Here is a 25248-nt window from a genome sequence, read left to right as displayed (position 1 = left end):
AGCTATGGCTTATGGTTGTACTGCTTTCAAAGTAGACAATCGAAGTTAGTTCAGGAGCTTCCACATTGTCAATGAAACCGCTGATTGGTCGTGAGCAGGATTTGCATGAGATCTGCTCACTGTTACAAGAACCTAGAATACGCTTGCTGACATTGACCGGGCCTGGGGGCGTGGGCAAGACGCGCCTGGCAATGCAAGTGGCGAAGGAAATGGCAACCAATGCCTCCCTTTTTGCCGATGGCTGCTGCTTTGTCTCGCTGGCCGCCATCCGAGAGAAAGAACTGGTGCTACCTGCCATCATCCAGGGGTTAGGATTGAAGGAAGCAGCACAACAGGCACCTCTGCAGGCGTTAACAATGGCCTTATGCGAGAAGCATCTCTTGCTGGTGCTCGATAATTTTGAGCAAGTAGGAGAGGCTGCACCTTTGATGGGAGAGATAGTGGCTCGTTGTCCCTGGTTGAAACTGGTGATCACCAGCCGGGAAACTTTGCATCTGCGTGATGAATATGAGTTTCGAGTGCCTCCTCTGGCCTTACCAGATCTAAGTCATCTGCCTGACTATGAAGCGTTGGCACAAACAGCGGCGGTAGCTCTCTTCTTACAGCGGGTCCAGATGGTGCAGCCAGACTTTTGTTTGACCGAGAACAACGCTCGCACGATTGCAGATATCTGTAATCGTCTGGATGGGTTGCCACTGGCGATAGAACTGGCGGCGGCACGCATAAAGTTGTTGTCGCCTCCGGTCTTGCTAGCAAAACTTGGTAGTCGCCTGGCTCTTCTGACTTCTAGCACGCGCGATGTCCCGGAACGGCAACAAACATTACGTAAGACAATGGAGTGGAGCTATCAATTACTGACACACCGTGAGCGGTGCCTGTTTCAGCGGCTGGCTGTCTTCGTTGGTGGGTGTACGTTGGAGGCAATTGAAACAGTATGTGGCGGTGGGGAGTATGGCCCGCAATATGAAGAAGAGATGTTGAAAGAGGTCGAGACGCTAGTAGATCATAATTTATTGCAAGTGCAACGCCAGGATGCCAATGAGGAGCTGCGCTTTGTCATGCTGGAGACGATTCGCGAGTATGCGCTGGAGTGTCTGCAAAATAGCCAGGAGGAGGCGACAATTCGGCAGGCACACGCTGTATATTATCTGGCATTGACAGAACGTATTGCGCCACGTGTCAGGCAAACTGCATCGGCATTATGGACGCAGCCGATAGAACAGGAGATCGATAATGTGCGTGCCGCCTTGCAATGGACGATTGCGCAGCGTGACGGAGAGATGGCATTGCACTTTTGCGGAGCGCTCTGGTCTTTCTGGACGCTGAGCCATACAGTAGAGGGATACCACTGGATGGAGCAAGCTCTGGCATGTTGCGAGGAAAGCGTCACGCAGGTACAGGGGCGGACGCGAGCCAGAGCGCTATATGGAGCTGGAATTCTCACGTTCTATGTTCGGCCAATGGCTCCGGCTGTGACGTTCTATGAGGAAGCGTTGAGGCTCTTTCGACAGGCAGGCGATATATACAACACAGTGCTCGTGCTCCATGTAATGGCAGCAGTTGCTTTAAGATTTAACAAGTATGAAGCGATTTTTACTGCAACTGATGAGAGTATGGCCCTGCTGGAAAAAATAGAGGATCGCTGGTTGCAGGCGGATGCGCTGCATTTCTCGGCTCTTGGACGGTATTTTCAGGGAGATTACACGCGTGCCTATACCCTGGAGAAGAGGGGAGTAGAGCTGGCGCGCGAGACAGGTGAGCCATATGTCAGGGTGCGTACACTCTATGGGAAAGCGCTTTTTGCTCAAGCCTTGCAAAAGAGTGCGGAGGTCGTTGCGGCCCGGGAGGAGTGTATCGCCATTCTTTGGGAACAGAAACAGGCCAGCAACCGATCCACTATTGCTTTGTGCCTGATTAGCCTGGGAGGAATTGTTGCTGTGCAGAAGCACTATATCTGGGCTGCGCGCCTGTGGGGGGCAACCAGGGCGTTGTACGATCTGGTTGATGTGAATCCTCAACAGGGACCATATGACTGGCTGAAGATGGCATTGATGGGATATTTGAACGATGGTCGGCTGGCCGAAACTGTGCAGGTGCAGCTTGAGCAGCAGAAATTTCTGGAAGCCTGGAACGAAGGGCAAGCAATGCCGCTAGAGCAGTTATTGCGTCCATCTTTACAAATAATAGATGCTCCCGCTGCAACGCCTCTTCAGGCGAGGCAAAAGTTGGTATTTTCATCACCCCCTCTCTCTGAAAATCTGACGCCGCGTGAAACCGAGGTCTTGATCCTGATGGCGCAGGGCCTGACCAGTTCACAGATTGCTCAAAAGCTACATATTACCGTTCTCACTGTCAATTCACATGTGCGTTCAATCTATGGCAAGCTAGGGATCTCTTCGCGCAGTGCTGCAACGCGCTATGCACTTGAGCAGAAATTGATATAAACAGACATGGAGATGGTTGAACTATCCCCATGCCTGGATTGCTATGATTAGCCGCGAATATCCTTGCGCTTCAGAAAGTACGCGGTGAGTCCAGCTAACGCGATACTCATGATGATCAGGGCACCCCAGATGAGCAGCAGGTGTTGAACGGCGGCGGCATGTGCTGCGGTCTGGTTGGTTACGCTCACTGCATAATCGCCACGAAAAGCGCAGTTGGCGGGATTGGCATCTGGACCATAGAAGTGCGCCGGGCCTGGAGGAGGAGGCTGAACGGGAGGTGAGACATAGGAACAGTCAGCCTGTCCACCAAGTTTGTCGCTATGCAGGCCAATCGTGCTCCCCATACCTGCCATCGCCCAGCCTGCTGCGAAGAACGAACCCAGGAACTTCAAGCCGGAATTGCTTAATGGGAAGATAATGCCAGAAAAGATCACCTGTGGAATCAGAATGATCGGAATAAAGCTCGTAGCCCGGTCGTTATTCGGTGCGATAGCTGAGACCGTCAGCCCCACCATCAAACCAGCGATGGCCGTCAGTGCCAGTGTGATATAGATTTCCACGATGGGAGGGAGCAGGATGCTGTGTTTGAAGGGCGAGTGAAGGCCGACAAAGAACGCCAGTACAGCGCTTTGCAGCAAACAAAGCGTGCCCAGCACCGCGATTTTGGAGAGCATATAGGGCATGATGCCCAGGTTCACTGCCCGTTCACGGCGATAGATGGCGGCTTCTTTTACAATTTCACGAGCGCCATTGATACAGCCAAACATGACAGCGGCAAAGGCCATGATAAAGAGGATCTTCTGCGCATCGCCACCAGAGCCAATGCTGATCAGGTTGTTGAGTGCTCCATCGGGGCCTCCGTATGGTTTGAGGGCCGCTGCCGAGAGTGGGTTCTGTGATGCCTGGCTAAGAAATTGGATGGCAGCCTGACAACTGCCACGGAAATTTGTCAACTGCGGTGGAATGTTGGGAATCGTCTGTGAGGGGCAATTCGCTACGCTATCGGGATCGAAAATGTGCGCATCAGCCATGAACAGCAGGATGATGCCGATGATGGGTGCCTGTAGTAGCAGGATCAGCAGATTACCGGTATCATTGTGCAATAGTTTTATGTAGCGCAGAGAAAGTATCCAGAACTGTTTGAAGGCATTTCCCCGTCTGGATCGTGTGACAGGTGCAGCTCCCTGTTGAAGATTGGCCTGCTCCGCCGGTCCTTGTTGAAGCGGCGACTGCACATATTTCTGGTAATCGGATGAGGCTTTGAAGCGAGCCTCAGCTTCGGCGGGAATATTTTTATTTGCCTCGGTTGGCTCCAGGGAGCTATAGATCTCGGCGAAGTCGGCCTTGCCGAAATAGGTTTTGGCCTCATCTGGTGGACCGAAGTAGGCCAGACGTCCGCCCTGACAGAGGAAGCAGACGTAATCGCAGGCGTTGATGTTGTTCGTCGCGTGAGTGACCAGGACAATAGTATGACCTTTATCAGCCAGTTTGCGCAACAACAACATCATCTTGCGGTCCAAGCCCTGATGTCGGCTCGTCCAGAAAGAAGACACTGGGGTTTGCTAACAATTCGAGGGCGATGGAGACGCGTTTGCGTTGCCCACCAGAGAGTTTGCTGACCAGCAGTTGGCGGCGGAAGGTCATTTCTACGTCGTCGAGCACTTCATTGATGCGTTGCTGAATCTGCTGCTCACTGAAGTCGTCGGGCAGGCGCAGCTTCGCCGCGTAGTACAAAGCCTGTTCAACAGTGAGGTCGCGATGAATGATGTCATCCTGTGGAACGTAGCCAAGCCGGGTGCTGAAAGCTGCCAGATTGCGATAATAATCCTGCCCATTATAGAGCACTATGCCTTGCTGAGAGGGACGGAGACCATTCAGCGCATCCATCAGCGTAGATTTGCCAGCGCCAGAGCCACCGACCAGAGCCACAAACTTACGCGGGGGAATGGCTATAGAAATATCGTTAATGAGAATGGTTTCTTTCGTGCCGACCTTCCTGAGGTTCAGAGCATCGATGCGCACACTACTGCTCTCATCCTGCTGGGTCAACTGCGTACCAGTGAAGGTCAGCTTATAGGGGCCGATACGAATCTCGTCGCCGGGGGCCAGCAGGCGCTCCTGGACGCGTTGAGCATTGACAAAGACGTGATTGGTTGAACTCTGATCAACGATACGATAGCCGTTTTGCATCCGTTCGAGACGAGCGTGGTGGCCGGAGATGAGCGGGTGATCGAGCACGACGGTATTGTCCGAGGCCCGTCCTAGTGTGATGAGTTGTGCGCCCAGCGGGATAGGGTGCATCTCCGGGAGCACGTCCTGAGGAGCGCCGCTTCCATCATTATAAGAGAGCGTTACAAAGGTGCCATGCTCATCGCTAATACGGAACACGTCGCCACGAGTCAGGGGCTTACGCAAGGTTTCGCTGCCACCTATGCTCTTGCCCTGGTAGATGAGGCCGTTGAGGGTTCTGCCGCGAGCCGGGTGAGGATGAATCAGGATCAATTGATTGCCCTCACGCACGATCTGAGCGTGGAAGGCTGAAACTGTAGGGCGGTCGATCACGATGTCGTTGGAAGGATCGCGCCCAATATTGATGATCTGCCTGTTTAATGGGTAGGTCGCTTTTCCGCGTTCGGTATTTGTGCTGATCTCCAGCGTTGCGTTGCCCATCGCAATAGACATGCCACTACTAGGCTGACCAGGAAGATTAGCCAGATCCTGTGACGATGCGATCCGTGTGTGTGGCTCACCAGGGTTTTGTGGAGGCACAGGTAAGGAATCTCCTATATTCATAGGATATGCATTGCTCCTTTCAGACCAAAGTATCGTACATAGTTGGATAGATTATTGTTGTATCTGCAAAATAACGTGCAGGGCCGTGTCGTAATCAGGTTCGCTATATTGGTCAGCCACATACTCCGCATAAGCGATACGGTCATTGCGATCAATGACAAGAACAGCGCGTTGCAGCAGATGCCACTCTTTGAGCAGGAGACCGTAGTCGCGCCCGAACTGCTCATGATTATGGGCGGAGAGTGTTTGATGAAATATTGTTTCTGCTCCTTGCCAATTGAAATGCATCTGTGGCGAATCCATACTGATGGTGTAGAGACAGACATCGGGCGACAACGATGAAAGACATAGAGCTTCCCAGCGCCGTGTTTGTTGGCGGCAAATGGCCCTATCCAGCGAATTGATGACAGAGAGAATCCGTATAGTTCCAGTGGTATCAGCCAGTTGTACGCAATGAACGGCCATATCGAGCAGATCGACGTAGTCGAGGGTAAAGTCAGGCGCACAGACTCCCGTCTGTAATTTTTCCCCGATTACGGTAAGTTGCTCCTGTTGCGCAAATGCTTCTCCCCACCTTTCATGCATAAATTTTTCTCCTGATACCATTTTGATTGAAACAACTACCGGGCTTGGGCTTGTAACAAGAGTGTTCCCAGGGGGGCGCTCCGTTTGGAGTGTACGGCAATAGAAGGATGAAGCACATCCCCAGTGTTGAGGATTTTCCAGTCAGAGATCATGAGAGAAAAAACAACCTGCTCCTCTGTTTTAGGGATGGGGAAAAAGATGAAGTTATCATAAGAAATCCTCAGCATTAGGGATGTGCTCTTGCTTGCGATGCCTTAGACTTGTGAGCAGTTGAGTACATCATCATACGAACCCTGCAATCATTGAATAAGGAGCAAATTATGGAAGCAATGCTACACAGTCCTGGCGGGAGCACGATTCTGGGGGCGGGGATAATCTCTATTGGGGCCACTCCTGACAATCAACTGGTGCTCAGCGATGCTGGCGTGGGTACGCATCATGCAGAAATTCGCCCAGAGGGGCAGGGACATAGCATTATTGACCTGGGAAGCGGCACGAGTACGCTTGTCAATGGGCAACGCCTCTATCCTCAGGTGCCGCAGATACTGCAAAATGGGGATACCATCACGATAGGTTCGGCACAACTTACTTATGAAACGAGAAGCAGTTCTGGTGTACCACCAACCATTTATGCTTCACCAGGCAACTCCGGCGTGCCACCGACCGTTATGGCGTCAGGTAGTCCTGGTGGCATATCGCCAACAGTTTACGGTTCATCCGCAGCCGGGAGCAACTCTGCTTACTCCTTACCATCTTCGACGACGCCACCACCGCCAGTAGCCTCTACACCAGCCGCGCCGCCACCACCGACTAGCGGTTACAGCATTGATCCCTATGGATCGTCTGTGCCAAAAAAGAAGAGTCGCCGGGGACTCTGGATTGCTTTGAGTGTGGTAGGTGGGTTACTGGTCATTATCATTGTCTTTGTAGCAGTTGCAGGCAAGGGTCCCAGCAGCACTCCTACTCAGACTTTCCAGGCATATTGTGCGGCGCTTAAGGCAAAAGATGCGAATACTGCATATGGCTTTTATAGTAGCGGGACAAAATCACAGACCTCAGTAGATACTATGAAAGCTCTGGGTAATAGCATAAGCGATTGCGCAGTGAGCAGCGTGGATGATACGGCGGGAACCGGCGTTATTACCTATACATTGACCAGCGGCCTCAAGCTCTTGGAAGACGATAAGGTGGTGCAGGATAACAATAGCTGGAAAATCAATTATCAGAAGGTGCGTTCGACTCCATCGTACACGCTGTACCAATATTGCAGTGCCCTTAAACAGGGAGATTTCCAGGCCGCGTATAACCAGTTCTCCAGTTCTTATCAGAGCCAGCAGAGCGAAGCAAAGTTTGCAGCTTCGTTCCCTGATGGAAAACCCGACGGTTGCACCTTCAGCAATGTAGATGATGCGGCGGGCAAAGGGATGGTTACGATGGCCTTTAAAGGGCCCCAGACTTCCTATGATGAGACGCTTGCCAATGAGAATGGAACCTGGAAGATCAATACCGAACAGGAGCACAAATAATCTTCAGGAAAGAGCAATACACCAATAAAAATAACAAACAGGTGACCTGACCTGAGGCAGGCTACCTGTGCACGGAGGATGTATAGCATGGATATCATAGATGGAGTGTCCTTACGCGTTCATCGCAAGATATCGGCAGGAATGGTAGGGTTGCTGGCGATATGGCTCGTGCTGGCCGGTTGTGGTGGCAGCGATCAGACGGCAGTTCCCACTCCAACGCCAACGACTTCGGCCCTGGGCAACTTCACGACCTTCAAACTGAATCTGCCCGCCGCAGCAATGAATGCGCCAGTAAAGGGACCATTGCCTGACGATACCCCGATGCATGTGGCAATCACCTTCAAGCTGAATCAACAGACGATGAATAAACTGAAGAATTCGGGAAAGAGCCAGGATCTGGAATCTCAGGCCAATCAACTGGGAATCAGCGATGCTACCTATCAAAAGCTCAAGCAGATGTTTGGTATAACGGATGCCAAGCTCACTCTTGACGGATTACATACATATCTCACCGTTGATGGAAAAGCGAAAACGATGGCGCTGGCCTTTCAGACGACGTTTGTGGAACATCAACTCAACGGGCGTACATTCTATGCACCAACCAGCGATCCCAAAATTCCAACATTTATTGCTCCCAGCGTGCTGGCAATCACAGGTCTCGATAACTATACCGCTGCGCCGAAGCCGCATGTAAGAGGTCGCGCGCTCAACGGCGCGAATCCGCAAGATGATTGCGCGGTTGCTGGTCAGACAGCGCAAGCCGTTGCCAGTTCTTATGGCTACCAGCAGTTCTGGAACAAGGGCTGGCATGGTGAGGGCATGACGATCAATCTTCTGGAATTAGGCCCGATAAATCAACAGGACTTCCAGGTAAGTGCTAAATGCTTCAATGCGAAGAACTCGATGAAAGTGATAGATGTTGATGGAGGGCCTGATCCAAACAGCCAGGCGGATCAAGGAGCGGAGCCGGAGGCGCTGCTGGATATCGAGATGATTCAGGCATTTGCACCCGCCGCCAACATCCGCGATTACCAGAGCACCTATGGCAGCACCATGAGCGATGTCTGGGAGCATTTCAATGATATTTTGCGCCAGATTATCAAGGATAACGAGAAGAATGGACCAGATGGAAGCGTGGTCAGTACCAGCTACGGCACCTATGAGGGGAGTTTTACCGAGAGCGAGCGTGCTGCGATTGACCAGAGCATGCAGATTTTGACCGATGCGGAACATATGACAATCTTTGTTGCCAGCGCCGATTGTGGAGCCTTTGATACTGAACAATACGGGACGCCGAATGTAGATTATCCTGGCACAAGCCCGTGGGGCGTGTCGGTTGGTGGAACGAGAGTACGTGTAGACCAGAATGGCAAGCGCGCAAGTGAGATCGTCTGGTCTGACTCATCTAATAAATCGAAGTGTGGCAATGCGTGGGGGAGCGGTGGCGGCGTAAGTTCAATTTATCAGCACCCGGACTGGCAGAAGGCGGATGGTGTAGACAACAAATATGCTCATGGGATGCGCCAGGTACCCGATGTCTCGGCATGGGCAATTGAGATCCCAGTTTATATCCAGGGTCAGTGGGTTGAGACTGGCGGTACCAGCGCAGCAGCTCCTATCTGGGCTTCAGGTATGGCGCAGGTCAACCAGGGGACTATAGCGCAAGCCCAGACCTACTTCAATGGGCCAGAGATCTTCTATGATGTGGCGAATAACGCCCGGGACAAAACTCCCTATTACGACGTAACGCAGGGATCGAATCTGTATTACCAGGCCACCAGAGGATGGGATGATGCAACCGGCCTGGGCACTCCCAATCTGATGGATTTCATGAGCGTCCTGGTTGCACTCTCCAAACAACAATAAGAATTTATTGGGAACTCCAGAATCGGAATAGGAGCGTGTTCACAAGCCGGTTGCCCCTCTACAATGGCCTGGAAAGCTGGCTTGTGAACCGCACTCCTACAATCTATGAAGAAAGGACGCACAATGGCCCAACAACAAGCACCTGTACAGCCAGGAGAGAGTAATCCCGCGACGTTAGCGACAACGTATCGTCTAGGTTCAGTGGTCTCGCAATATAAGAGTGCGACTGGAAGCATCATATTCCGCAATATGCTACTTGCTCTTCTGGGTATTTTATGCATGGCCACCATCTTCAGTGGCTTTAGCAGCACGACGCTTGTGCTGTTTCTCTTCGGCGTGATCATGCTGTCCTATGCCATCTCACGCATCTCGGTGGCGCAACGCAATAGAGGGACCAGCATTTATATCTGTACTGAGGGCCTGATGCGTATTGCCGCCAATTCAGTGGAGGCAGCACGCTGGGATGAGATTAGTGAAATATGGATGCACTCCAGAAGGAGCTTCATGGCATCGACCTGGTATGCCTCTCGCTATACCCTCGATACATATGCCTTGCGTCGAGCTGATGGCAGCGAAATCATCATTGATAAAGCATTTGGTAAATTCAAGCAGCTCGGCAAAGATCTGAAACAAAGAATGACCGGCTATCTGCTGCCACGCTTATTAGCAACCTATAACACAGGCCAGGTTGTACAGTTTGGCGAAATTGCAGTCAGTATTCAGGGCATCAGCCTTCAGAATGGGCAGAAACTTGTAGCCTGGTCTGAACTACATTATATACGGCCTGTCACTGGTTTTCTGCATATCCACTGGAAGAAACAGGGGCAGGCGTCTTACTCAAACGAGCGTATCCTGATGAGCACTATTCCAAATGTCTTCATATTGCAGGCATTGGTAGAACAGATCAAAACAGCTGTACCCAATAAAAAGAGAGATTCTGAGTGAACCGCCTCTCTCATATTTGGGCATCTCCCAAGATTTCACAAATATACCAGTTATGACGATTGACGAGCAAGCCAGTGCTGAATGATCTCTGTATGCTCTTCGTAATGTCCGTAGCTATTGCCCTCGATGTACTCAGCAAGTGTGTGGCCGTTGAGCCATGCGATCGGCGTGTTCAGTTGCTCATCAGTCAGGCGCTCAACGTCCTCTCGAACGCGGCGCGCGGTCTCATGAAATTCGTTCAGCACATCAGGGAGGGAGCGATCTTTGTTTTGTTGATAGAGCATTTCGTTGATCTCGTCCACGCTCATGCCGGGTGTGGGATTGGGTATCTCAATGCCCTGAAAGACCGCTTCGTTGCGTGCAATCTGTCTCCGCTGCCAGCCACTAAGATGCGCAATATTGTCTTTAACCGACCAGTTACCATTGACGCCGGGCGCGGTCAACTGAGCCTCACTGAGCGAAGAGAGGAGCGCATTGAACGCTGCGTAGCGCATTGGCAGCGTTGTGCTCTCTGGGATCTCCCTGGTTCAGAGAGGTACTTGCGTGTCTCTGCAACAGTCAAGCAACTGTTGTCCGAGACATGAGCGAAGAGTTCAAAGAAAGCAGTTTTTCGGGAGCAACTCCGGCAAGCTCCCACAAGATAGGAAGAAAAGGTGAGGTGTTATGAACCCACAATTGTTCCCTCTCTTTACAGGCTGCATGGTCTTCGTGTTGTTTGGCGTGCTATTCTGCGTCTTGTACCTATGGTTCCCCTTTTCTCAGCGGAAAAGATCTTCTCCCCATCCAGTCAATACCATAATCATCCAACTGGTGCGATGGGGCTTCTATGCAGGAGTCTTTTCCTTCTGTCTGAATGTCAGTACGGTCACGCTGGCAGTGGGATGGGACTGGCTCCTGCGTGGATGGAGCGGCGGTCTCGCTGCCATTGCGCTGGGAGGTGGTGTCGTTGGACGCGCTTGGCTTGCAAGCAAAAGTCCCCGGATGAATGCTTGGCGGGAAAGCCAAGCACGACGCTGGGATGGACGCTTTCGTCGCGATGAATAATCCTGCTTCTCATCGAGAGCAGACGGAGGAATGAGGAGAATCTATGAAAAAGCGTTGCTTTACGCTCCTGACACATCCTCTCGTTATATGGAGCGTGGAGAATATTTCTGGTCATTCAAATCATCATAGATATTCTCACCACGCAAACGTTTCTCAGAGAACACAATCTTGATCATATATTGTTCGGTTTTGTTCTCATTGGAGGGAATGTAATTGTGTTGATTCTCGTGTTTTGGCCGAAAGGAGGCAACAGGCCAAGCAGAGAGGAGAAACGACGCACCGGAGAAGAGCCTGAAAGAGCAAAGGAGTCGTAGGATCTGAAAGGTCCGACGTGTTGGTGGGAGGTAGAACGCTTGCTGGCTCCCACCCCTTTGCTTTCAGGCGCTTTTTTTATTTTTGGGCCTTTTCCTGCCTCTCCTGCTTCACGATGGGGTGAGAACACATTTCTGGGCGGAGAGGACCAGTCCGATGCGTGTTGATCGACTGCGGTGGTGGTGTGGATGGTCAGGGTGGGCAGGAGAGGCAACATGCGTCGGCACCTGGACGTGTTTCGGGTGCCGGGTGGGTGGACGGGATGCGAGGAAGGAACCCGGAACAAAGGCCAGGTTCCATTCAAAAAGCAGTCTTCAGTGGAGGAGCAAAAGAAGTTTCATGAGCATCAACTGAGCAGCGATGGAATGGAAAAGAGATGATGGCAGAGATTGCCTCTCCTTGAGGGCCACGAGTGAATCTGTTGCATTGTATTCCCAGATGTACAGATTTATGGCCTCTCATAACTATAAAGAATGCAAAAATTCACGTTTTATATTATAGTAGTAGGAAAATACGGCATAAAAACGTGTTCTTGTATATATGTATAAATGTATTGATAATTGAGAAGAGGTGAAGCTGTGAGTAATACGATGGATGGGCAGACTGATGTCGAAAAGAGAGGAAAGGTAGACTTCTTTAAGCCGTTGTCCCTGTTTTTTGACGGCATAAGCATAGGTCCGTCCTTGTTTGCTGCGAAGCCGCAAGGTATAGCCATAGCTCCCAACCAATGTGTGTATCCACGTGGTATCAGGAACACCCGTGAGCCTATAGCTTTGATTGGTGACTCTCTCCATGCCAGCAATATAAGCGGGAAGTTTCTTCTTGATCGTGTACTCCTGCCGGTTCATCCCCTCTTTCGCTGCAATGGCGTGCAAGCGTTTGCCATTGCCTTTAAACATGTCATGCCATGCCGCTGAGTCCGAACTTTTGATCTTGCGCAACAAGGAGACCTCTAAGGTCTGGAAGAGATGACGAAGACCATTCTTTTTGACCCCCCACAAGTGCAGATGAGCGTAGGGAAGCACCTCAAGGACGGCTTGTACAATCTCGCCTATCTCCACTTCACTTTCACGTCTGCACAGCGTTCCTATCCCGATACGCGAAGCTACATTGCCTTGATAGTAGACTGTCATCTCATCCAGTAAGGGCTTCATCTGCAACGCATGTTTACGTTACCCAACAATTCATCAAAAGCCAGTGTACTTTCACCTGCTTGTTGACAGGAACAACACAACACTTTTACCGTGATCTCACCAGCTTCATTTTTCTTTGCGACTGGCTCACACTGCGTTCGTGTCCGACATTGATGACAATAGATGTCAGGTAAATGAATAGGATAGAAAACTGGTGAAAATTCCTTCCTTATTCCAAATTCCAAAACTTTCCCTATATCCCTCGCGTAAAATAGTTTTCCTGCTATATAGTTGATCATAGTTACTGATGAAACATAGCCAATAGAGAGATTTTTCTTGTATATTTCCCTGGAATACATTTATTAAATCTTACGATGTCTGATAATGTTTGGAAACGGGGATAACCATACACCATTTCTGATCGATTATCAGCTTCACTGCCAAAAAGATCAGGTAGATAGATTCAGGGAATGTAAGCTTTCTGAAAGGAATTTCTATGCAAAAGAAGCTTCAAGCTCTCAAGTGGGGCAGAATAATGATCGTACTACTTGGGATAACAATGCTCTTTGCCCTCAGTGGAGCCTTTTATGCGGTTAAAGCAGACTCAAGCCAGGTATCATGCCAATCAACCCTGAATTGTAGTGCAGATGTGCCTATTGTGACTACTCCCACTCTCCCTCCCTCTGTCAGCCAACCAGAACCAGGGTCCTGCTTTGTAGCTCTGAAGGGTGACGCGAATGTAGGTCTGGATACAAGCCTGGTAACAGACTCGGTACTACAAGAGCGTTTGAACAATTATGGTTTAAAGTGCTTCAGTACAAATTTGTCATTTTGCTACCTGATCCCTGGTATTGCTAATAGTCAAGATACTGTTTTGGATACAGCCGGTGCGCCAGGCGATTTGTCTAATTATGGATTGAATTGTATCAGGAAATAGTAACTCGCCTTGTCGCCAGTCACCAGGGCAGGATGCATCAGAATCTTCTCGTCTGCTCATGCCAATCTCATCCTGGTAAATGACCTGAGTCATCGAACGAAAAGACCAGGCTGAGGGCGATTGTGTCGAACCTTCAGGTCAAAAATTGCACTGAAGGTTCGACATCATTAGCACAATAACAGTCTCTTGTGTCGCAAGAAAACCCCTCAAAATAGGGCAAGTATGACAATAGGTGTCACTGAATATATCCAATCGCACACCTCCATGTATTTTAATGGGCGCGGTATACTTACTCCGCACCCTCAAACTGTTTGATGAGTCCATCAAGCAGTGCTAGCAATTCTGTTTCTAATACCTGATCTTGTTCATAGACTTCATCTGTAGGTGTAGACACGCCACGTCTCGCCTGACGGTCTAGGTAGACTCGTTCTCGCTGATGTTTTCGCTCTAAGCGTTCTTTCATCCCGATCAGCCATGCAATGCCCTCTCCAGTCGTCATGGTATCCAAATGCTTCTGATAGGTGAGAGAACCTTGTAGAGCACGGGACGTACTTTTTCCTTGCTTCATGGGCATATAAAAATCACCTCCTTTCAGCAATTGCGAGAGGCATGTGTTGTACACCTCTTGAGCGTAGCCTCTCGATTGGCTCAAGAAGTGCAATGAGTAAACAGAGAGGGAAAAATGATTTGTTTGAAGCCATTGCAAAAGGCTGTTTTTCCTAGCCCTTGCTTGGGATAGGCTCCGGTGATGAGTGCCTGGCGGCGGGCTTCATAGGCGGCCTGAGCAAAGAGATCGCTCACATCTGTTTTCATAGATCATGCACTCCTTTTCTCATTGGATATTCTGTGGCTCTTATTCTGCTCTCTGGAGGACAGTGCAAAAATGTGCTGCCCGCTCATCTCCTCTTGTCTCAACAGTTTCAGGTCGCAAGCCGGTGTCCATCGGTCGTGCGTAGCACCATGACGACCTCTCCCAGGGGCACGAGCAGCAATTCCTCTTGCACGGTGGGAGCCTGCATATGGTCCCACTGGGCAGGGAGCACGAAGCGCTGTTGCCAGAGCAGACGGCGCTTTTCCGCACTCAGCGCTGTCACCTCATAGGCGGAGGTGCCGATCTGTTGGCGGGTGAGCACATAGATCACGTCGCCTCGCTCTGAGAAGGCGGGAGAGATCTCTGCTTCTGCTTCTGCATATTCCCAGAGGATGGTTCCCGTCTGTGGATCAAGCCGCAGCAGCCGTTGCGCGTCCGTCTCGACATAGAGGCGTCCCTCCTTCCAAAAAAGCGAGGTGGCAATCTGCTCCTGGGTAAAGAGCACGGTCACGAGGGGGATCTGCCGTTGCCAAAGCTGCCTGCCCGTCTCTTTGTCAAGGGCATAGACGGAACCTGCTGCCACATAAAGGTGCTTCTCGACCAGCAGCATGGCAGGCAAGCTCATCTCGAAGGCGGGCAAGGGATGGTGCCAGAGCGTGCGACCTCCTTATAGATTGGCTCGGTTTCATGCCCGGCTTCCTTCCCGGAACGAGGGACGGCATGTTTGTGGTAAACTGAAGCAAAGAAGCGGGCCGTTTGAGCCCGGTTTTGCAAGAAAGGTCCATGTCACGTGGAAAATGGTCATGAGTCCCGGACCCTGGTCGTTTTGGAAACCGAAACGGCCCAGGTTCTCCCTGCACCGCTTGACCGCCGCCTGGTCTGGATGATGGCGGTCGCCTGTGCTTTCTCAATCGCCAATCTCTACTATGTCCAACCCCTCCTGGCCCTGATGGGGCAGAGTTTTCGTCTCTCGGTGAACCAGATCGGGGGAGTGGCTACGCTCATGCAGCTTGGCTTTGCGTCTGGCCTGCTCTTGGTGGTGCCTTTAGGAGATCGCTATCCTCGCCGCACCCTGATCGTGAGCCTGCTCGTTGTCGTGACGCTTGCCCTCCTCCTGGTTGCGACTTCGCCAACCATCTCGGTGCTCTCGACCGCTGGGTTTATCTTAGGGTTCGCCACCGTTGTCCCGCAGCTCCTTGTGCCTCTTGCAGCCAGCCAGGCAGCTCCTTTTGAGCGTGGGCGAGTCGTCGGGACGGTGATGAGTGGCCTGCTCATTGGGATTCTGCTGGCACGTGTGGTCAGCGGCATGATTGGGGCGCTCTTCGGCTGGCGAGCGGTCTATTGGAGCGCTGCCGTTCTCATGATCGTACTGGCCCTTGTCCTGCGTTTCTTCTTGCCAGCGGATCGGCAGCGCTCAACGATGAGCTATGGGCAACTCCTGCGCTCGCTCGGAAGCCTGCTTCGCACGGAGCTGGTCTTGCGTGAGGCTGGAATCTTTTATGCGCTGTCATTTGGTGCCTTTAGCGCTTTCTGGGTCACTTTGACGTTCTTTCTGCAAACGCCACCATACCATTATGGCAGCGCAGTCGCCGGGCTGTTCGGCCTGGTAGGCGTTGTGGGGGCACTCTCAGCCTCCATTGTCGGCAGGCTGGCTGATCGTTTCCCTGTCCGTTCTGCCACAGGGATCGCGCTGCTGATCGTGCTGCTCTCGTTTTTCTGCATGTGGCTGATCGGATACTGGCTGTGGGGCTTGATCCTCGGCGTGATTCTGCTGGACCTCGGCACACAAGCTGTCCATGTTTCCAATCAAACGCGCATCTACAGCCTCAATCCTGACGCACGCAATCGCCTCAATACCGTCTATATGGTAACTGGCTTTATCGGCGGCGCACTTGGCTCTTTCCTGGGGACATGGGGATGGAGTCTCGCCGGGTGGAACGGCGTGTGCAGTGTCGGCTCGCTCATGTTGGCTGCTGCTTTGGCGGTGTACATCATCAACAGCAAATGTATGGCAAGAAAAGAGGCTGAAAGGGCTTTGTAAAGTATGAAATGTCTGGCCCGAAATGTCCCTGTGTATTACGAATCCTGTGGATCTGGTCTGCCAATCCTTCTGATCCATGGATATATGCCCGATCATCGTGTGATGAAAGGCTGTATGGAGCCTCTCTTTGTGCAGCGATCAGGCTGGCAACGGATCTATCTGGATTTGCCTGGCATGGGGCAGACGCCAAGCAACGAACACATCAAGAGCACCGATGATCTGCTTGATGTCGTCGTAGACTTTATCGACGCGGTCATCCCCGGACACTCGTTTCTGATTGCAGGAACCTCCTATGGAGGATATCTCAGCCGGGGAGTGCTCAGGCGCAAATTCGATCAAGTTGCTGGAATGGCCCTTATTTGTCCGGTTATTTTCGGAGATCGGAGCCAGCGGGATCTCCCGCCACGCACAGTGATCGTCGAAAATGCCCGCTTACTGGCTGAGCTAGTCCCGGCTGATGCGGAGGAATACAGCTCGCTGGCTGTGGTGCAGAATGAAGAGAACTGGCAGCGTTTTCGAGACGAGATTCTCTCAGGAATGAGCATTGCTGATGAAGCTTTTCTCCAGAGAATCAGTCAGCGCTATAGTTACACCTTTGATGTTGATGTCCTTCCACAACCTTTCTCCAAACCGGTTGTGATCCTTGCAGGAAGGCAGGATCAGGTCACAGGCTATCGGGATGCCTGGCGCATTTTGGAGAACTATCCTCGTGGAACCTTCGCTGTTCTGGATCGCGCGGGCCACAATGCGCATATTGAGCAACATCACCTCTTTCAGGTGTTGGTCGGTGAATGGCTCGACCGGGTGCGAGAGTCCATGCAGAGGGAAGATGATGATGATAGGTGAAATTTCCTGAGATTGCCTCTCCAAATGAAGCTTACAGGAAAGGTTCAACTTTTGTGAAGACCGCTGTAAGACACGACACATCACACCAATCGGATACTCATGCCGATGTTTTTCAATAAAATGAATTTTTACGGTGCTTGATGCGAAAAGATGGCAACTGCTTTTTTTCCGTCAGGGCAAAACTGACGTTGGACAGCGGGCGGTAAACTGAAGAGATCGCAAGAACATGTGCAGGTGCGACTGGAAGGAGCCGGCCCGATGAAAAGAGCGAAAAGCTATCCAAGCGTGATCCGACGTTGGTATCACCCTATTGAGCATGAGTGCGCCGTTTGTCACCGCACGTTGCATCAAGCCATGACGCTCTCACGACGAACGGTGGTGACCTTGCAAGCCATCATCAAGCTAATCCACGCAGGCTATCGCTGCCCTGACCAAGCATGTCCAGGACGCGCATCGCATCTACCGCAGCGCAGAAGCAGACGCACTCGCCTTGCCGGGTTTCACCTATGGATTAGATATCGTAGTGCTGGCAGGTCAATTGCATCTGGGAAAGCGTCAGACAGTCGATGAAGTCCACCAAGAGATGCAAGAGCGTCTTAAAGCATTAGGGGTCTCGATCTCACGTCGTGAGATCCTCTATCTGTTCGACGCTTACTGCACCTTACTGAAAGCTGCAAGCGAGGCAAAAGCCGATCAGCAATGGCTTGCGCAGGTGCAGGAGAATGGAGGGATTATTGTCTCGATTGATGGTATCCAGCCGGATCGAGGCAACGAGACCATTTATCTGGTTCGAGATGCGCTCACAGGCCGTATTCTGGTGGCTGACAATGTGCAGTCTTCACCAGACGGAGGACATGAAAGCCTTGCTCATTCCTGTGACGACACTAGGGGTGAAAGTGTTGGGGACCATTACCGATGCGCAAGAGAGCGAATTGCGCGCGGTCGAACAGCTCTGGCCTGATGTGTCCCATCAGGTGTGTCAGTTCCATATCTTGCGAGAAGCGTCTCGTCCAGGGTTTGAAGCTGATCGCAAGCTGAAAACGGCTCTGCGTGGAATATCCCACCAGATATGCAGCGAGATGAACGCTCTTGTGAACTGGTTCTGGGCCTGCTTCGGGCACATTGAAGTTCCTCATAGGGCTTCTTTTTCTTCAAGATATGAGAGATAATGACCAAGAGACTCTGTGCTACCGCCATTGCTGCCCGACATTTGCCTTTTCTCCGTGCAATACGGTGAGAGAGCGACCAGATAGGGATCGGTACGAGTGAGATGATTTGGATTTGTCTGTCCTGGTTTCGCTGCTTCCTGCTCTCTGCTTCTCGAAGCCACAAGAACAGCCAACATGATCCAGGCGCGAGAGGCTGGGCTGCAGAAGTTGAGCAGCACCTCTCGCACGGCCTTCGGAGCCGATGGAGTGAGAGACCAGCCAAAAAGGTGCCCAAGAAATGTGGTCTACTTGCTTCTGAAAACGAGCCTCTCGCAACACGCCTTCTCCACCGGCTTTCTTGGCTGGGTCGCAGCGCGAGGGGTAGCAATGGGCGGTTTCGCGACTGAGCGATTGAAAGTAGCAAAGTTGCTGGAATCTCTTGACCGATGGATAGTGGCAATGGGCGGCTTCGCGACTGAGCGATTGGAACTAACAGGTCATCTTCTGTTGTGCCTGACAAGCTCAGTGGCAATACCTAGCTTCGCGTTTGAGCGATTGGAACGGTAACGCTCTCTCAAATAGCCCTCCGGGTCACGCTGTTGTGGCAATGACCTGTTTCGCGGCTGAGCGATTGTAATTGACAAGCATATCATGAGTGCCGAGCCAGGCATGTAGTGACAGTGACGATTTTCGCGACTGAGCGACAAAGAGAGAGGGAATCGGTTTGAGCATTGCGAGATGGTTCTGCCCTCCATTGGAAACCATCAAACCGGACGTAGCGAGAAACGCATGAGACGCGCTCCTCGCTCTCGGCTCAGTCTTCGCTCTCACCTCTCTCTTCAACGAGGGAAATCCCAAGCAGCTCAGCCAGTTCCTTCGTCGTCTCAACCACGTAATGAACTATTTCGGGGCGAGTCAGATGACACGCATGTCCCTCATCAAAACACCATCTCAACATTTCTCATCATCAAGATCGAGAGCATCTCGCCACTTGCAACAGGTGGGAAGTCGCACAAGAGGGCTGGTGACAGAACGGGTCGAGAGCACGTACGCAGCGATAGGGAGCACTCCTGAGCATCCCTCTTGCTTCATGCTGATCGCTTTGCGCTCTCTGTGCTCTTCCTGCTGTTTTTCTGGAGTGACCGCCTGGGTCGATGTCCACCCTGCCGCGTGCGTGGCACGACAACTAAGCAGAGCCGACTCTCTACGAGCCAGGATTCAAGCCCTCATCGTGGCTACGTTCACAGGCAACGTTGTGAGTCGCATTGCCCTCACACGCTCCCTTCGTCAAAACCAGTCAACTCCCGGCTCTGTCTTTATTTCGTGGCTCTTTTGAAACGGGTTAAGTCCAGTTCGTAAGAGAAGCCAAAGGAAGCGATGAGTTGGGCGGGAGATTCCAGGCGGAGAGTGCATATCGTCATCAGCAGTCTCAACTCCCTCATACATAAGGGGAGCAGCATGGCCCCTGGTTTTCTACCGTGCTGCCCCATCTGATGAATAAACTGCTTAGAGCTTTCCCGCCTTCTGCTCCTCTTCTGCGTTCCCCGTTGACGGTGAATCCATTGGTGTCGGGGCACTCTTTGGTTTTCTCAAAGAGAGGCTCACCACCAATGCTGAGAGTCCAATCAGGCTCGCAATGCAGAGCCAGGTGAAGAGATCGCCGATCATCCCATAGATCGTCCAGGTTCCCTTCGTCGGGACATACGCAACCGTAATTTGCTGATTGGTGGTGTAATAATCGGTTGACGCCAGTACATGCCCCTGGTAATCGAAGATCATGCCCAGATCCATGCCCGCTGGTCGAATCAGCGAGTAGCCATATTCGATGGCACGGAAACTGGTATCATAGGAGGGCCAGAGGTAGGTTCCCGGCCATTCCAGGCCAGGTACGAGCATCAGATCGATATCCTTATTGCCGACTTGCTGCATCAGATCAGGATACCATGCATCGATACAAATCACGCTGGCGAGGTGCCCGTAGGAAGTTTCTGCGGTCGGCACGATACCAGGTCCGTCTTTGACGGTTGCCAAAGTCATACCAGGATGCGCCTTGTCATACTTCCAGGCCACATCGCCCCCTGGATCGATGAGGACGGCCCTATTTGCAATTGTCTCCCCGTGCTCATATACGCCATAGGCCATCTCCAGGTAGATGTGCTCCGTGCGAGTCAGAGACTGTCCACTTCCGATGAGCGTTGCTTCATCTTCAGGGAAGGTGTATGTTGCCAATTCGGGCCAGACGATGATCTTCGACCCACCTCGCGCCTCTTGCCTGGAAGCATCCAGCAGTTCATTGGTGGCGGTGGTAAAGATGGTGCTTGCCAGCGCTCGGTCAGTCCCACCATCCACACTCCCGGCCTGTTCGTAGGTGGCGCGTTGCGCACTGACACCAGCCACCCGAATGGTCTGAGTGGAGGGAACAGAGAAGGCAAGCCGGACGCCGCCGAAGAGCAGGACCAGCATCAGGACACTCAGGAAGATTAGAGCAGTCTTGCGCACAACGGGCCAGGAAAAATGCTGCTCCCAGATCCCGTTAGAGACAGAAGTAAACCAGGTCATCAGAAAACTGAGGCCGTAGACCCCGGTAATGGAAACGAGCTGGATGAGTGGGAGATTGCCATGCTGGGTATAGGCGGGCGAAAAGAAAAACCCATAGGGGACAAGGTGCGTTCTGAGGTATTCACAGGTGACCTGTCCTAAAGGGAAGATCAGGCTAGCCAGTAGCACACCCAGGAAGCTCACGCCTCGTGTGAGCAGCCGATCAAGCAGGTAGGGGACCACCATCAGCGTAAAAGAGAGCAGGAAAATCATGAGTATGATCAGGTTAATCAGAGAGAAAGGATGGAGCGTGTCATAGAAGTTGGACTCATAGAGCCAGAAAATGGTTACGATCAGAGCAGCAAGCCAGACCCAGAGAAATCCGCTGAGCGGATGCATCGTGCGCGTAAAGCGCAGCAAAAAGAGCGGGCTAAGCCAGGCCGCCAGAGGAACATCCAGGCGTCCGTTGGCCGCAAAGAGCCAGCAGAGTAGACCGAGCGCTAGCCACAAGAAGCGAAGACGATCAGTAGGCTCTCTCTGCTGAGCAGGAAAACGGTTTTTCATGATTCATTTCACCTTTCTTTTTCTACTGAGACTGCTCCTTCGCTTCGAGCGAGAGCAGCGTCAGCCCCAGATGGCGCATTTTCAGAAGAATGCCATAGAGAGCTGCCTGGTCGCTGATGGAGCCTGACAGTAAGCTGGTATCTGTGTGCTCATGGACAATCTGTAAACCCTCAAACCATTCCCGCCAGGATGGATCAAGATGCCCTTTGACACGGATCTCGTACCTCATAGACAGTGTTGCTCCCTTCAGTGTCCTTTCGATGAGACAAGCATACTCTCTGACTCCCCTCGCACACAGTGGACAAAAGGATACCATCGAGGAGTATTTCGAGGGAACAAGAGAAAGGAGATGGGAGTAGACAAAAAGATACCACGCTCAATGGCAAGGCATTCACGCTCCAACCTGGGTCGTCGGTATTGTCTTACAAACAGGTTTCGCCGAGCAGTTAGAGCAGTTTGTACTCCCGCGCGCGTGCAACGGCTTGCGTTCTATTCTCGGTTCCGAGCTTTGAGAGGATATTGGAGACATGTTTCCTCGCTGTGGCAAGCGAGATCACAAGCTGATGAGCAATCTGCTGGTTGGATGCCCCCTCGGCCAGCAGACGGAGGACACGCTGTTCCTGGGGAGTCAGTGACTCAAATGGCGATGAGGTCCTCATCGCGAGCACAGCGTCTGATCTGGCTGGTGTCCCATCGAAGGCATGCAAGAGAGTCTGCACATAAAAAGCAAGGGACTGCTCTCGTACGTGTGGCAGCAGGCTTTTTAGCAGACTTTCCATGACCTTGCCTTCATCCAGAAAGAGCCGTTGATAGCCCTCACGGCTGGCCTGAGTCACCACCTCAAGCAGGACTTCCCTGGCCTGTAGGTGGGTGCCCGTGGCCTCATAGGCAAGGGCCTCAAGAGCCAGGATCTGTAATTCGCTATGCTTGCGTGCCTGGGAACGAGCCTTCTGTTTCCAGGGCGCGAGCAGGTCAAGGGCGATCTCGGGTTGATGCCTGGCAATGCGCAGGCGAGCGAGGAGCAAGATCTCCTCTTCTCGGCGGAATTGGGAAAGAGGCTCTGCTTCCTGGGCGTAAGATGCTGTCCACTGCTCGACAGCTACCAGGTCCCCGGCCCTGAACGCGAGATAGGCCTGGCACATATGGATCTCCCGGTAGATCTCCGGTCGTTGCTTTGCTACGGCGAGTTCGCTCAAGTGCTCTCGTGCCTGTTGTTCCTCACCACACGCCAAGCGGAGACGTACCTGTAATAATAAACCGGCGGTCAGGATATGGAGCCACATAAACTGCTCCCTGGAGAGCGCCTCATTGAGATAGCGCTGAGCCTCTGTGAGATGATTCTGCTCGTAGAACACACTGGCCAGGCCGTAGAGAGGCCGTTGCTCGTAGAACATATCCCGGGTCCCTGCCTCAACGGTCAATTGGAGCGGGATAAGTTCCTGTCGTTCGTCTAAAAGGGAAAGTGCCTGATGATAATAGTGGGCGGCCTGCCGGAGTTCTCCTTGACCAAAGCACACCTCGCCCTGCAAGCCTATGGCGGCCACCATGCCGGGAAGCGATCCAGAGATTTCGTAGCAGACAAGACTCTGCTGGAAAAGCTGCCGAGCCTGAGCAAGTTGACCAGCCAGGAATGCCTCTATTCCGAGCAGGCCAAGACAATGTGAGCGCCATTGGTGATCGTGCTTGGGCAACAAGGAAAGCGCTTGCCGAGCGTAGGCGATTGACCGAGGATAATCCCCCTGGAAGCCGATGAGCAATGCACGTTCACTCAGCACGGAGCCTACTCCAGTCTGGTTGTTTGCAGTCCGATATCCCTGTTCCGCCCAGCGTAGGGGTTCCTCCACCAGGGAGAGTGTCTGCGGTCCCCGCCGCGAGGTAAAGACCATCGCCAATGCATACATGAAACTCAGTCCAGGGCGGGCTTGCAGCATCTCCCTGGAAAGGCGAGCTAACCAACGGCGCAGCGTGTGATACTCGTTGCGCCAACTCTCTGTATCCATAAAGCGCTCAATCAGGTCGGCTGCCAGAGCCTCGTCCTCAGATTCGAGCGCATGAGGAGTCGCCTCGCGCAAGAGACCGCATGCTTCATACCAGATGGCGGCTCGTCGATGTAAGAGGGGAACCAGCCTGGGCTGGCGAGCCAGCAAGCGAGAGAACAGGGCCTCTCGGAAGAGATGGTGAAAGCGATACCACTGCCGTTCTTCGTCGAGCGGGACCAGAAAGAGATTGGCCCGCTCCAAAGCTTCTAGCAACTCCTGGCTGTCCTGCTCTCCTGTCACCGCCTGACATAAGGAGGCATTCATCTGGGAGAGCATTGCCGTCTGGAGGAGAAATTGCTGGATGGCAGGCGGCTGACGTGCCAGGATCTCTTCCTGAACGTAGTCCAGAATGAAGCGGTGGCTCCCACCAAACCTCTTCACAGAGGTGGAAGGGTCAGTATTCCTGGAGAGCGAGAGGGCAGCCAGTTGCAGACTCGCGATCCAGCCCTCGGTACGGCTCCAGAGCTTTATCGCATCTTCCTCTTCCAGATGTAGCCCCATTGTTCGCCTCAGAAAGCTGGCCGTCTCTTGCTCACTCAAACGCAGATCGTTGTCGCGGATCTCGATCATCTGTCCACGTGCACGCCACCGCGATAAGACAATCGGAGGATCAACACGACTGGAGAGCACCACGTGAAGTGTGCCTGGCAGGTGATCAAGCAAGAATACGAACGAGGAGTGGATCGTTGGCTCTTCGATTACATGATAGTCATCCAGAATGAGTGTCATTCCCTCTGATAGCGCGGCCAAGTCGTTGAGAAGCACGGTCAGAACCGTAGTTAGCGCTGCGGGCTGTAGTGAGTGCAGCAGAGCGAATGCCGCCTCACCAACCTGGGGAAGGCGAGTGCGCAATGCTGCAATGACAGCAATCCAGAAGTGCGTCGGATCGTTATCCTGTTCATCAAGCGTCAGCCAGGCGATAGAGTTAGCCCTCTGGCTAGCCCAGGCAGAAAGGAGCGTCGTTTTGCCAAAGCCAGCAGAGGCAGAGAGCAAGACCAGGGGAACCTGCTGGCTCTGATTGAGACGCTCAATGAGGTGTTCGCGGTGCAGCAGCGAGGCCCGAACTGGTGGGATAGTAAACTTGGTGATCAGCACTTGCGGCTCAGGTATAGTACACATCCTTTCTCTCTTCTCCGCTGGGATGATCAGCCTCTTTTCTCGCTTTCAAGAAAGATTTCTCCTAGAACTCAACCAACAAGAGTTCTTCTACTAAGTCCTACCCGAACCTGTTCAAGTATACTGCATCTCCCACACAATGTGCAAAATTCCTCCCATGAAATGGTTCTCCGTCATCTTCTGTGCAAAAATCTCATCAACAGTATGCTGAAAAAAACGGATCTGCTCTGGAAGCGGACGGCGAAAGAGAGAAAGTTCTCATAAGCTCATCCTGCACACAAGATGACGGAGAACCGGATAATTCCCAAAGACATCATGCGCCCTTGGGCGCACCACCTGGTATGAAAACGAGGTAGACTGTGGGGGAGAAGAGAGGCAGCGAGAGGACGTGTGTAAATGTAATGCCTGAGAGCTTGCTCTTCCAAAGATGTACCCAGGTGTCTGGCCGAATCACCAACTATTGCCGCACGAGCACGCAGATGAAACTGGTTATCAACAGACACCTCCTGCCAATCTTCACCAAGGATTGATTGTTCCTCAAACCTTGCCGAAAGGAGAGA

The 25248-nt window shown here is 52.3% G+C and carries 22 protein-coding genes and 1 pseudogene; 11 read left to right on the top strand and 12 right to left on the bottom strand.

Annotation, left to right across the window (positions count from 1 at the left end):
- Positions 1 to 71: 71 nt before the first annotated feature.
- Complete coding sequence (locus K3T83_RS00260; protein ID WP_236065089.1) at positions 72 to 2444, top strand: LuxR C-terminal-related transcriptional regulator; 2373 nt, start codon at positions 72 to 74, stop codon at positions 2442 to 2444.
- A 47-nt stretch (positions 2445 to 2491) separates the two neighbouring features.
- Here K3T83_RS00260 and K3T83_RS55995 read toward each other — a convergent pair whose 3' ends face one another.
- From K3T83_RS55995 to K3T83_RS00250, 3 genes are read right to left on the bottom strand one after another with little or no spacing between them, the layout of a single operon-like run.
- Positions 2492 to 3964, bottom strand: a complete 1473-nt coding sequence (locus K3T83_RS55995) for an ABC transporter permease (protein ID WP_236064759.1) — start codon at positions 3962 to 3964, stop codon at positions 2492 to 2494.
- The gene (locus K3T83_RS55990; RefSeq protein ID WP_236064758.1) at positions 3924 to 5237 is read right to left on the bottom strand and encodes an ATP-binding cassette domain-containing protein; all 1314 of its coding nucleotides are present in this window, start codon (positions 5235 to 5237) and stop codon (positions 3924 to 3926) included. Before K3T83_RS55990 ends, K3T83_RS55995 begins: the two co-directional genes overlap by 41 nt.
- A 51-nt stretch (positions 5238 to 5288) precedes the next feature.
- Positions 5289 to 5822 carry a redoxin domain-containing protein gene (locus K3T83_RS00250; protein ID WP_220201014.1) on the bottom strand — a complete coding sequence of 178 codons (534 nt, stop codon included), beginning with the start codon at positions 5820 to 5822 and terminating at the stop codon, positions 5289 to 5291.
- Positions 5823 to 6142: 320 nt separating this feature from the next.
- Between K3T83_RS00250 and K3T83_RS00245 the strand changes: the two genes are divergently transcribed.
- The 3 genes from K3T83_RS00245 to K3T83_RS00235 all read left to right on the top strand — a co-directional run bounded on the left by K3T83_RS00245 (position 6143) and on the right by K3T83_RS00235 (position 10159).
- Positions 6143 to 7348, top strand: a complete 1206-nt coding sequence (locus tag K3T83_RS00245; protein ID WP_220201013.1) for an FHA domain-containing protein — start codon at positions 6143 to 6145, stop codon at positions 7346 to 7348.
- Positions 7349 to 7435: 87 nt separating this feature from the next.
- Positions 7436 to 9214: a S53 family peptidase gene (locus tag K3T83_RS00240; RefSeq protein WP_220201012.1), complete on the top strand. Its 1779-nt coding sequence runs from the start codon at positions 7436 to 7438 to the stop codon at positions 9212 to 9214.
- Positions 9215 to 9337: 123 nt separating this feature from the next.
- Positions 9338 to 10159 (top strand): DUF6585 family protein, encoded by an 822-nt coding sequence (locus tag K3T83_RS00235; protein ID WP_220201011.1) that lies wholly within the window; start codon positions 9338 to 9340, stop codon positions 10157 to 10159.
- Between the two features lie 50 nt (positions 10160 to 10209).
- Here the strand turns inward: K3T83_RS00235 and K3T83_RS00230 are convergent, their stop codons facing one another.
- Positions 10210 to 10653: a ClbS/DfsB family four-helix bundle protein gene (locus K3T83_RS00230; RefSeq protein ID WP_220201010.1), complete on the bottom strand. Its 444-nt coding sequence runs from the start codon at positions 10651 to 10653 to the stop codon at positions 10210 to 10212.
- Between the two features lie 169 nt (positions 10654 to 10822).
- On the opposite strand from K3T83_RS00230, the gene K3T83_RS00225 reads away from it, so the two are divergent.
- Complete coding sequence (locus K3T83_RS00225) at positions 10823 to 11203, top strand: hypothetical protein (protein ID WP_220201009.1); 381 nt, start codon at positions 10823 to 10825, stop codon at positions 11201 to 11203.
- Between the two features lie 776 nt (positions 11204 to 11979).
- Here the strand turns inward: K3T83_RS00225 and K3T83_RS00220 are convergent.
- From K3T83_RS00220 to K3T83_RS00205, 4 genes and pseudogenes are all read right to left on the bottom strand, one after another.
- Positions 11980 to 12669 (bottom strand): hypothetical protein, encoded by a 690-nt coding sequence (locus K3T83_RS00220; RefSeq protein ID WP_220201008.1) that lies wholly within the window; start codon positions 12667 to 12669, stop codon positions 11980 to 11982.
- 1205 nt (positions 12670 to 13874) lie between these two features.
- A complete protein-coding gene (locus K3T83_RS00215; protein WP_220201007.1) occupies positions 13875 to 14159 on the bottom strand; it encodes a hypothetical protein in 285 nt (94 codons plus the stop codon).
- A gap of 74 nt (positions 14160 to 14233) precedes the next feature.
- Positions 14234 to 14398 (bottom strand): hypothetical protein, encoded by a 165-nt coding sequence (locus K3T83_RS00210; protein ID WP_220201006.1) that lies wholly within the window; start codon positions 14396 to 14398, stop codon positions 14234 to 14236.
- A gap of 107 nt (positions 14399 to 14505) precedes the next feature.
- Positions 14506 to 15048 (bottom strand): annotated as a pseudogene (locus K3T83_RS00205) (outer membrane protein assembly factor BamB family protein); the annotation flags it as partial.
- A 138-nt stretch (positions 15049 to 15186) separates the two neighbouring features.
- Between K3T83_RS00205 and K3T83_RS00200 the strand changes: the two are divergent.
- The 5 genes from K3T83_RS00200 (at position 15187) to K3T83_RS00180 (ending at position 18998) form a co-directional block, all read left to right on the top strand.
- The gene (locus K3T83_RS00200; RefSeq protein WP_236064756.1) at positions 15187 to 16437 is read left to right on the top strand and encodes an MFS transporter; all 1251 of its coding nucleotides are present in this window, start codon (positions 15187 to 15189) and stop codon (positions 16435 to 16437) included.
- 3 nt (positions 16438 to 16440) lie between these two features.
- On the top strand, positions 16441 to 17283 hold the full coding sequence (locus K3T83_RS00195) for an alpha/beta fold hydrolase (RefSeq protein ID WP_220201004.1): 843 nt from the start codon (positions 16441 to 16443) through the stop codon (positions 17281 to 17283).
- Positions 17284 to 17541: 258 nt separating this feature from the next.
- Positions 17542 to 17853 (top strand): hypothetical protein, encoded by a 312-nt coding sequence (locus K3T83_RS00190; RefSeq protein ID WP_220201003.1) that lies wholly within the window; start codon positions 17542 to 17544, stop codon positions 17851 to 17853.
- A gap of 13 nt (positions 17854 to 17866) precedes the next feature.
- Positions 17867 to 18244, top strand: coding sequence for a hypothetical protein (locus K3T83_RS00185; RefSeq protein ID WP_220201002.1), 378 nt, complete (start codon positions 17867 to 17869; stop codon positions 18242 to 18244).
- A gap of 487 nt (positions 18245 to 18731) precedes the next feature.
- On the top strand, positions 18732 to 18998 hold the full coding sequence (locus K3T83_RS00180; RefSeq protein ID WP_220201001.1) for a hypothetical protein: 267 nt from the start codon (positions 18732 to 18734) through the stop codon (positions 18996 to 18998).
- A gap of 24 nt (positions 18999 to 19022) precedes the next feature.
- On the opposite strand, the gene K3T83_RS00175 is transcribed toward K3T83_RS00180, so the two are convergent.
- The gene (locus K3T83_RS00175) at positions 19023 to 19262 is read right to left on the bottom strand and encodes a hypothetical protein (RefSeq protein WP_220201000.1); all 240 of its coding nucleotides are present in this window, start codon (positions 19260 to 19262) and stop codon (positions 19023 to 19025) included.
- 88 nt (positions 19263 to 19350) lie between these two features.
- On the opposite strand from K3T83_RS00175, the gene K3T83_RS00170 reads away from it, so the two are divergent.
- Entirely contained in the window at positions 19351 to 19767 is a 417-nt protein-coding gene (locus K3T83_RS00170; protein WP_220200999.1) for a hypothetical protein, read from the top strand.
- A 170-nt stretch (positions 19768 to 19937) separates the two neighbouring features.
- Here K3T83_RS00170 and K3T83_RS00165 read toward each other — a convergent pair whose 3' ends face one another.
- From K3T83_RS00165 to K3T83_RS00155, 3 genes are all read right to left on the bottom strand, one after another.
- Positions 19938 to 21533, bottom strand: coding sequence for a nitrilase-related carbon-nitrogen hydrolase (locus K3T83_RS00165; protein ID WP_220200998.1), 1596 nt, complete (start codon positions 21531 to 21533; stop codon positions 19938 to 19940).
- Between the two features lie 22 nt (positions 21534 to 21555).
- Complete coding sequence (locus K3T83_RS00160; RefSeq protein ID WP_220200997.1) at positions 21556 to 21762, bottom strand: DUF8691 family protein; 207 nt, start codon at positions 21760 to 21762, stop codon at positions 21556 to 21558.
- Positions 21763 to 21979: 217 nt separating this feature from the next.
- Positions 21980 to 24691, bottom strand: a complete 2712-nt coding sequence (locus tag K3T83_RS00155; RefSeq protein ID WP_220200996.1) for a winged helix-turn-helix domain-containing protein — start codon at positions 24689 to 24691, stop codon at positions 21980 to 21982.
- Between the last annotated feature and the right edge of the window lie 557 nt (positions 24692 to 25248).

This window comes from Reticulibacter mediterranei, assembly GCF_016587455.1.
Note: the sequence above shows the minus strand (reverse complement) of the source record. Positions and strands in the feature narration are given on the sequence as shown.

Coding starts and splice junctions, on each gene's coding strand:
- K3T83_RS00260 (WP_236065089.1), top strand. CDS start 72: ATGAAACCGCTGATTGGTCGTGAGCAGGATTTGCATGAGATCTGCTCA.
- K3T83_RS55990 (WP_236064758.1), bottom strand. CDS start 5,237: ATGAATATAGGAGATTCCTTACCTGTGCCTCCACAAAACCCTGGTGAG.
- K3T83_RS00250 (WP_220201014.1), bottom strand. CDS start 5,822: ATGCATGAAAGGTGGGGAGAAGCATTTGCGCAACAGGAGCAACTTACC.
- K3T83_RS00245 (WP_220201013.1), top strand. CDS start 6,143: ATGGAAGCAATGCTACACAGTCCTGGCGGGAGCACGATTCTGGGGGCG.
- K3T83_RS00240 (WP_220201012.1), top strand. CDS start 7,436: ATGGATATCATAGATGGAGTGTCCTTACGCGTTCATCGCAAGATATCG.
- K3T83_RS00235 (WP_220201011.1), top strand. CDS start 9,338: ATGGCCCAACAACAAGCACCTGTACAGCCAGGAGAGAGTAATCCCGCG.
- K3T83_RS00230 (WP_220201010.1), bottom strand. CDS start 10,653: ATGCGCTACGCAGCGTTCAATGCGCTCCTCTCTTCGCTCAGTGAGGCT.
- K3T83_RS00225 (WP_220201009.1), top strand. CDS start 10,823: ATGAACCCACAATTGTTCCCTCTCTTTACAGGCTGCATGGTCTTCGTG.
- K3T83_RS00220 (WP_220201008.1), bottom strand. CDS start 12,669: ATGAAGCCCTTACTGGATGAGATGACAGTCTACTATCAAGGCAATGTA.
- K3T83_RS00215 (WP_220201007.1), bottom strand. CDS start 14,159: ATGCCCATGAAGCAAGGAAAAAGTACGTCCCGTGCTCTACAAGGTTCT.
- K3T83_RS00210 (WP_220201006.1), bottom strand. CDS start 14,398: ATGAAAACAGATGTGAGCGATCTCTTTGCTCAGGCCGCCTATGAAGCC.
- K3T83_RS00195 (WP_220201004.1), top strand. CDS start 16,441: ATGAAATGTCTGGCCCGAAATGTCCCTGTGTATTACGAATCCTGTGGA.
- K3T83_RS00190 (WP_220201003.1), top strand. CDS start 17,542: ATGAAAAGAGCGAAAAGCTATCCAAGCGTGATCCGACGTTGGTATCAC.
- K3T83_RS00185 (WP_220201002.1), top strand. CDS start 17,867: ATGCAAGAGCGTCTTAAAGCATTAGGGGTCTCGATCTCACGTCGTGAG.
- K3T83_RS00170 (WP_220200999.1), top strand. CDS start 19,351: ATGACACGCATGTCCCTCATCAAAACACCATCTCAACATTTCTCATCA.
- K3T83_RS00165 (WP_220200998.1), bottom strand. CDS start 21,533: ATGAAAAACCGTTTTCCTGCTCAGCAGAGAGAGCCTACTGATCGTCTT.
- K3T83_RS00160 (WP_220200997.1), bottom strand. CDS start 21,762: ATGAGGTACGAGATCCGTGTCAAAGGGCATCTTGATCCATCCTGGCGG.
- K3T83_RS00155 (WP_220200996.1), bottom strand. CDS start 24,691: ATGTGTACTATACCTGAGCCGCAAGTGCTGATCACCAAGTTTACTATC.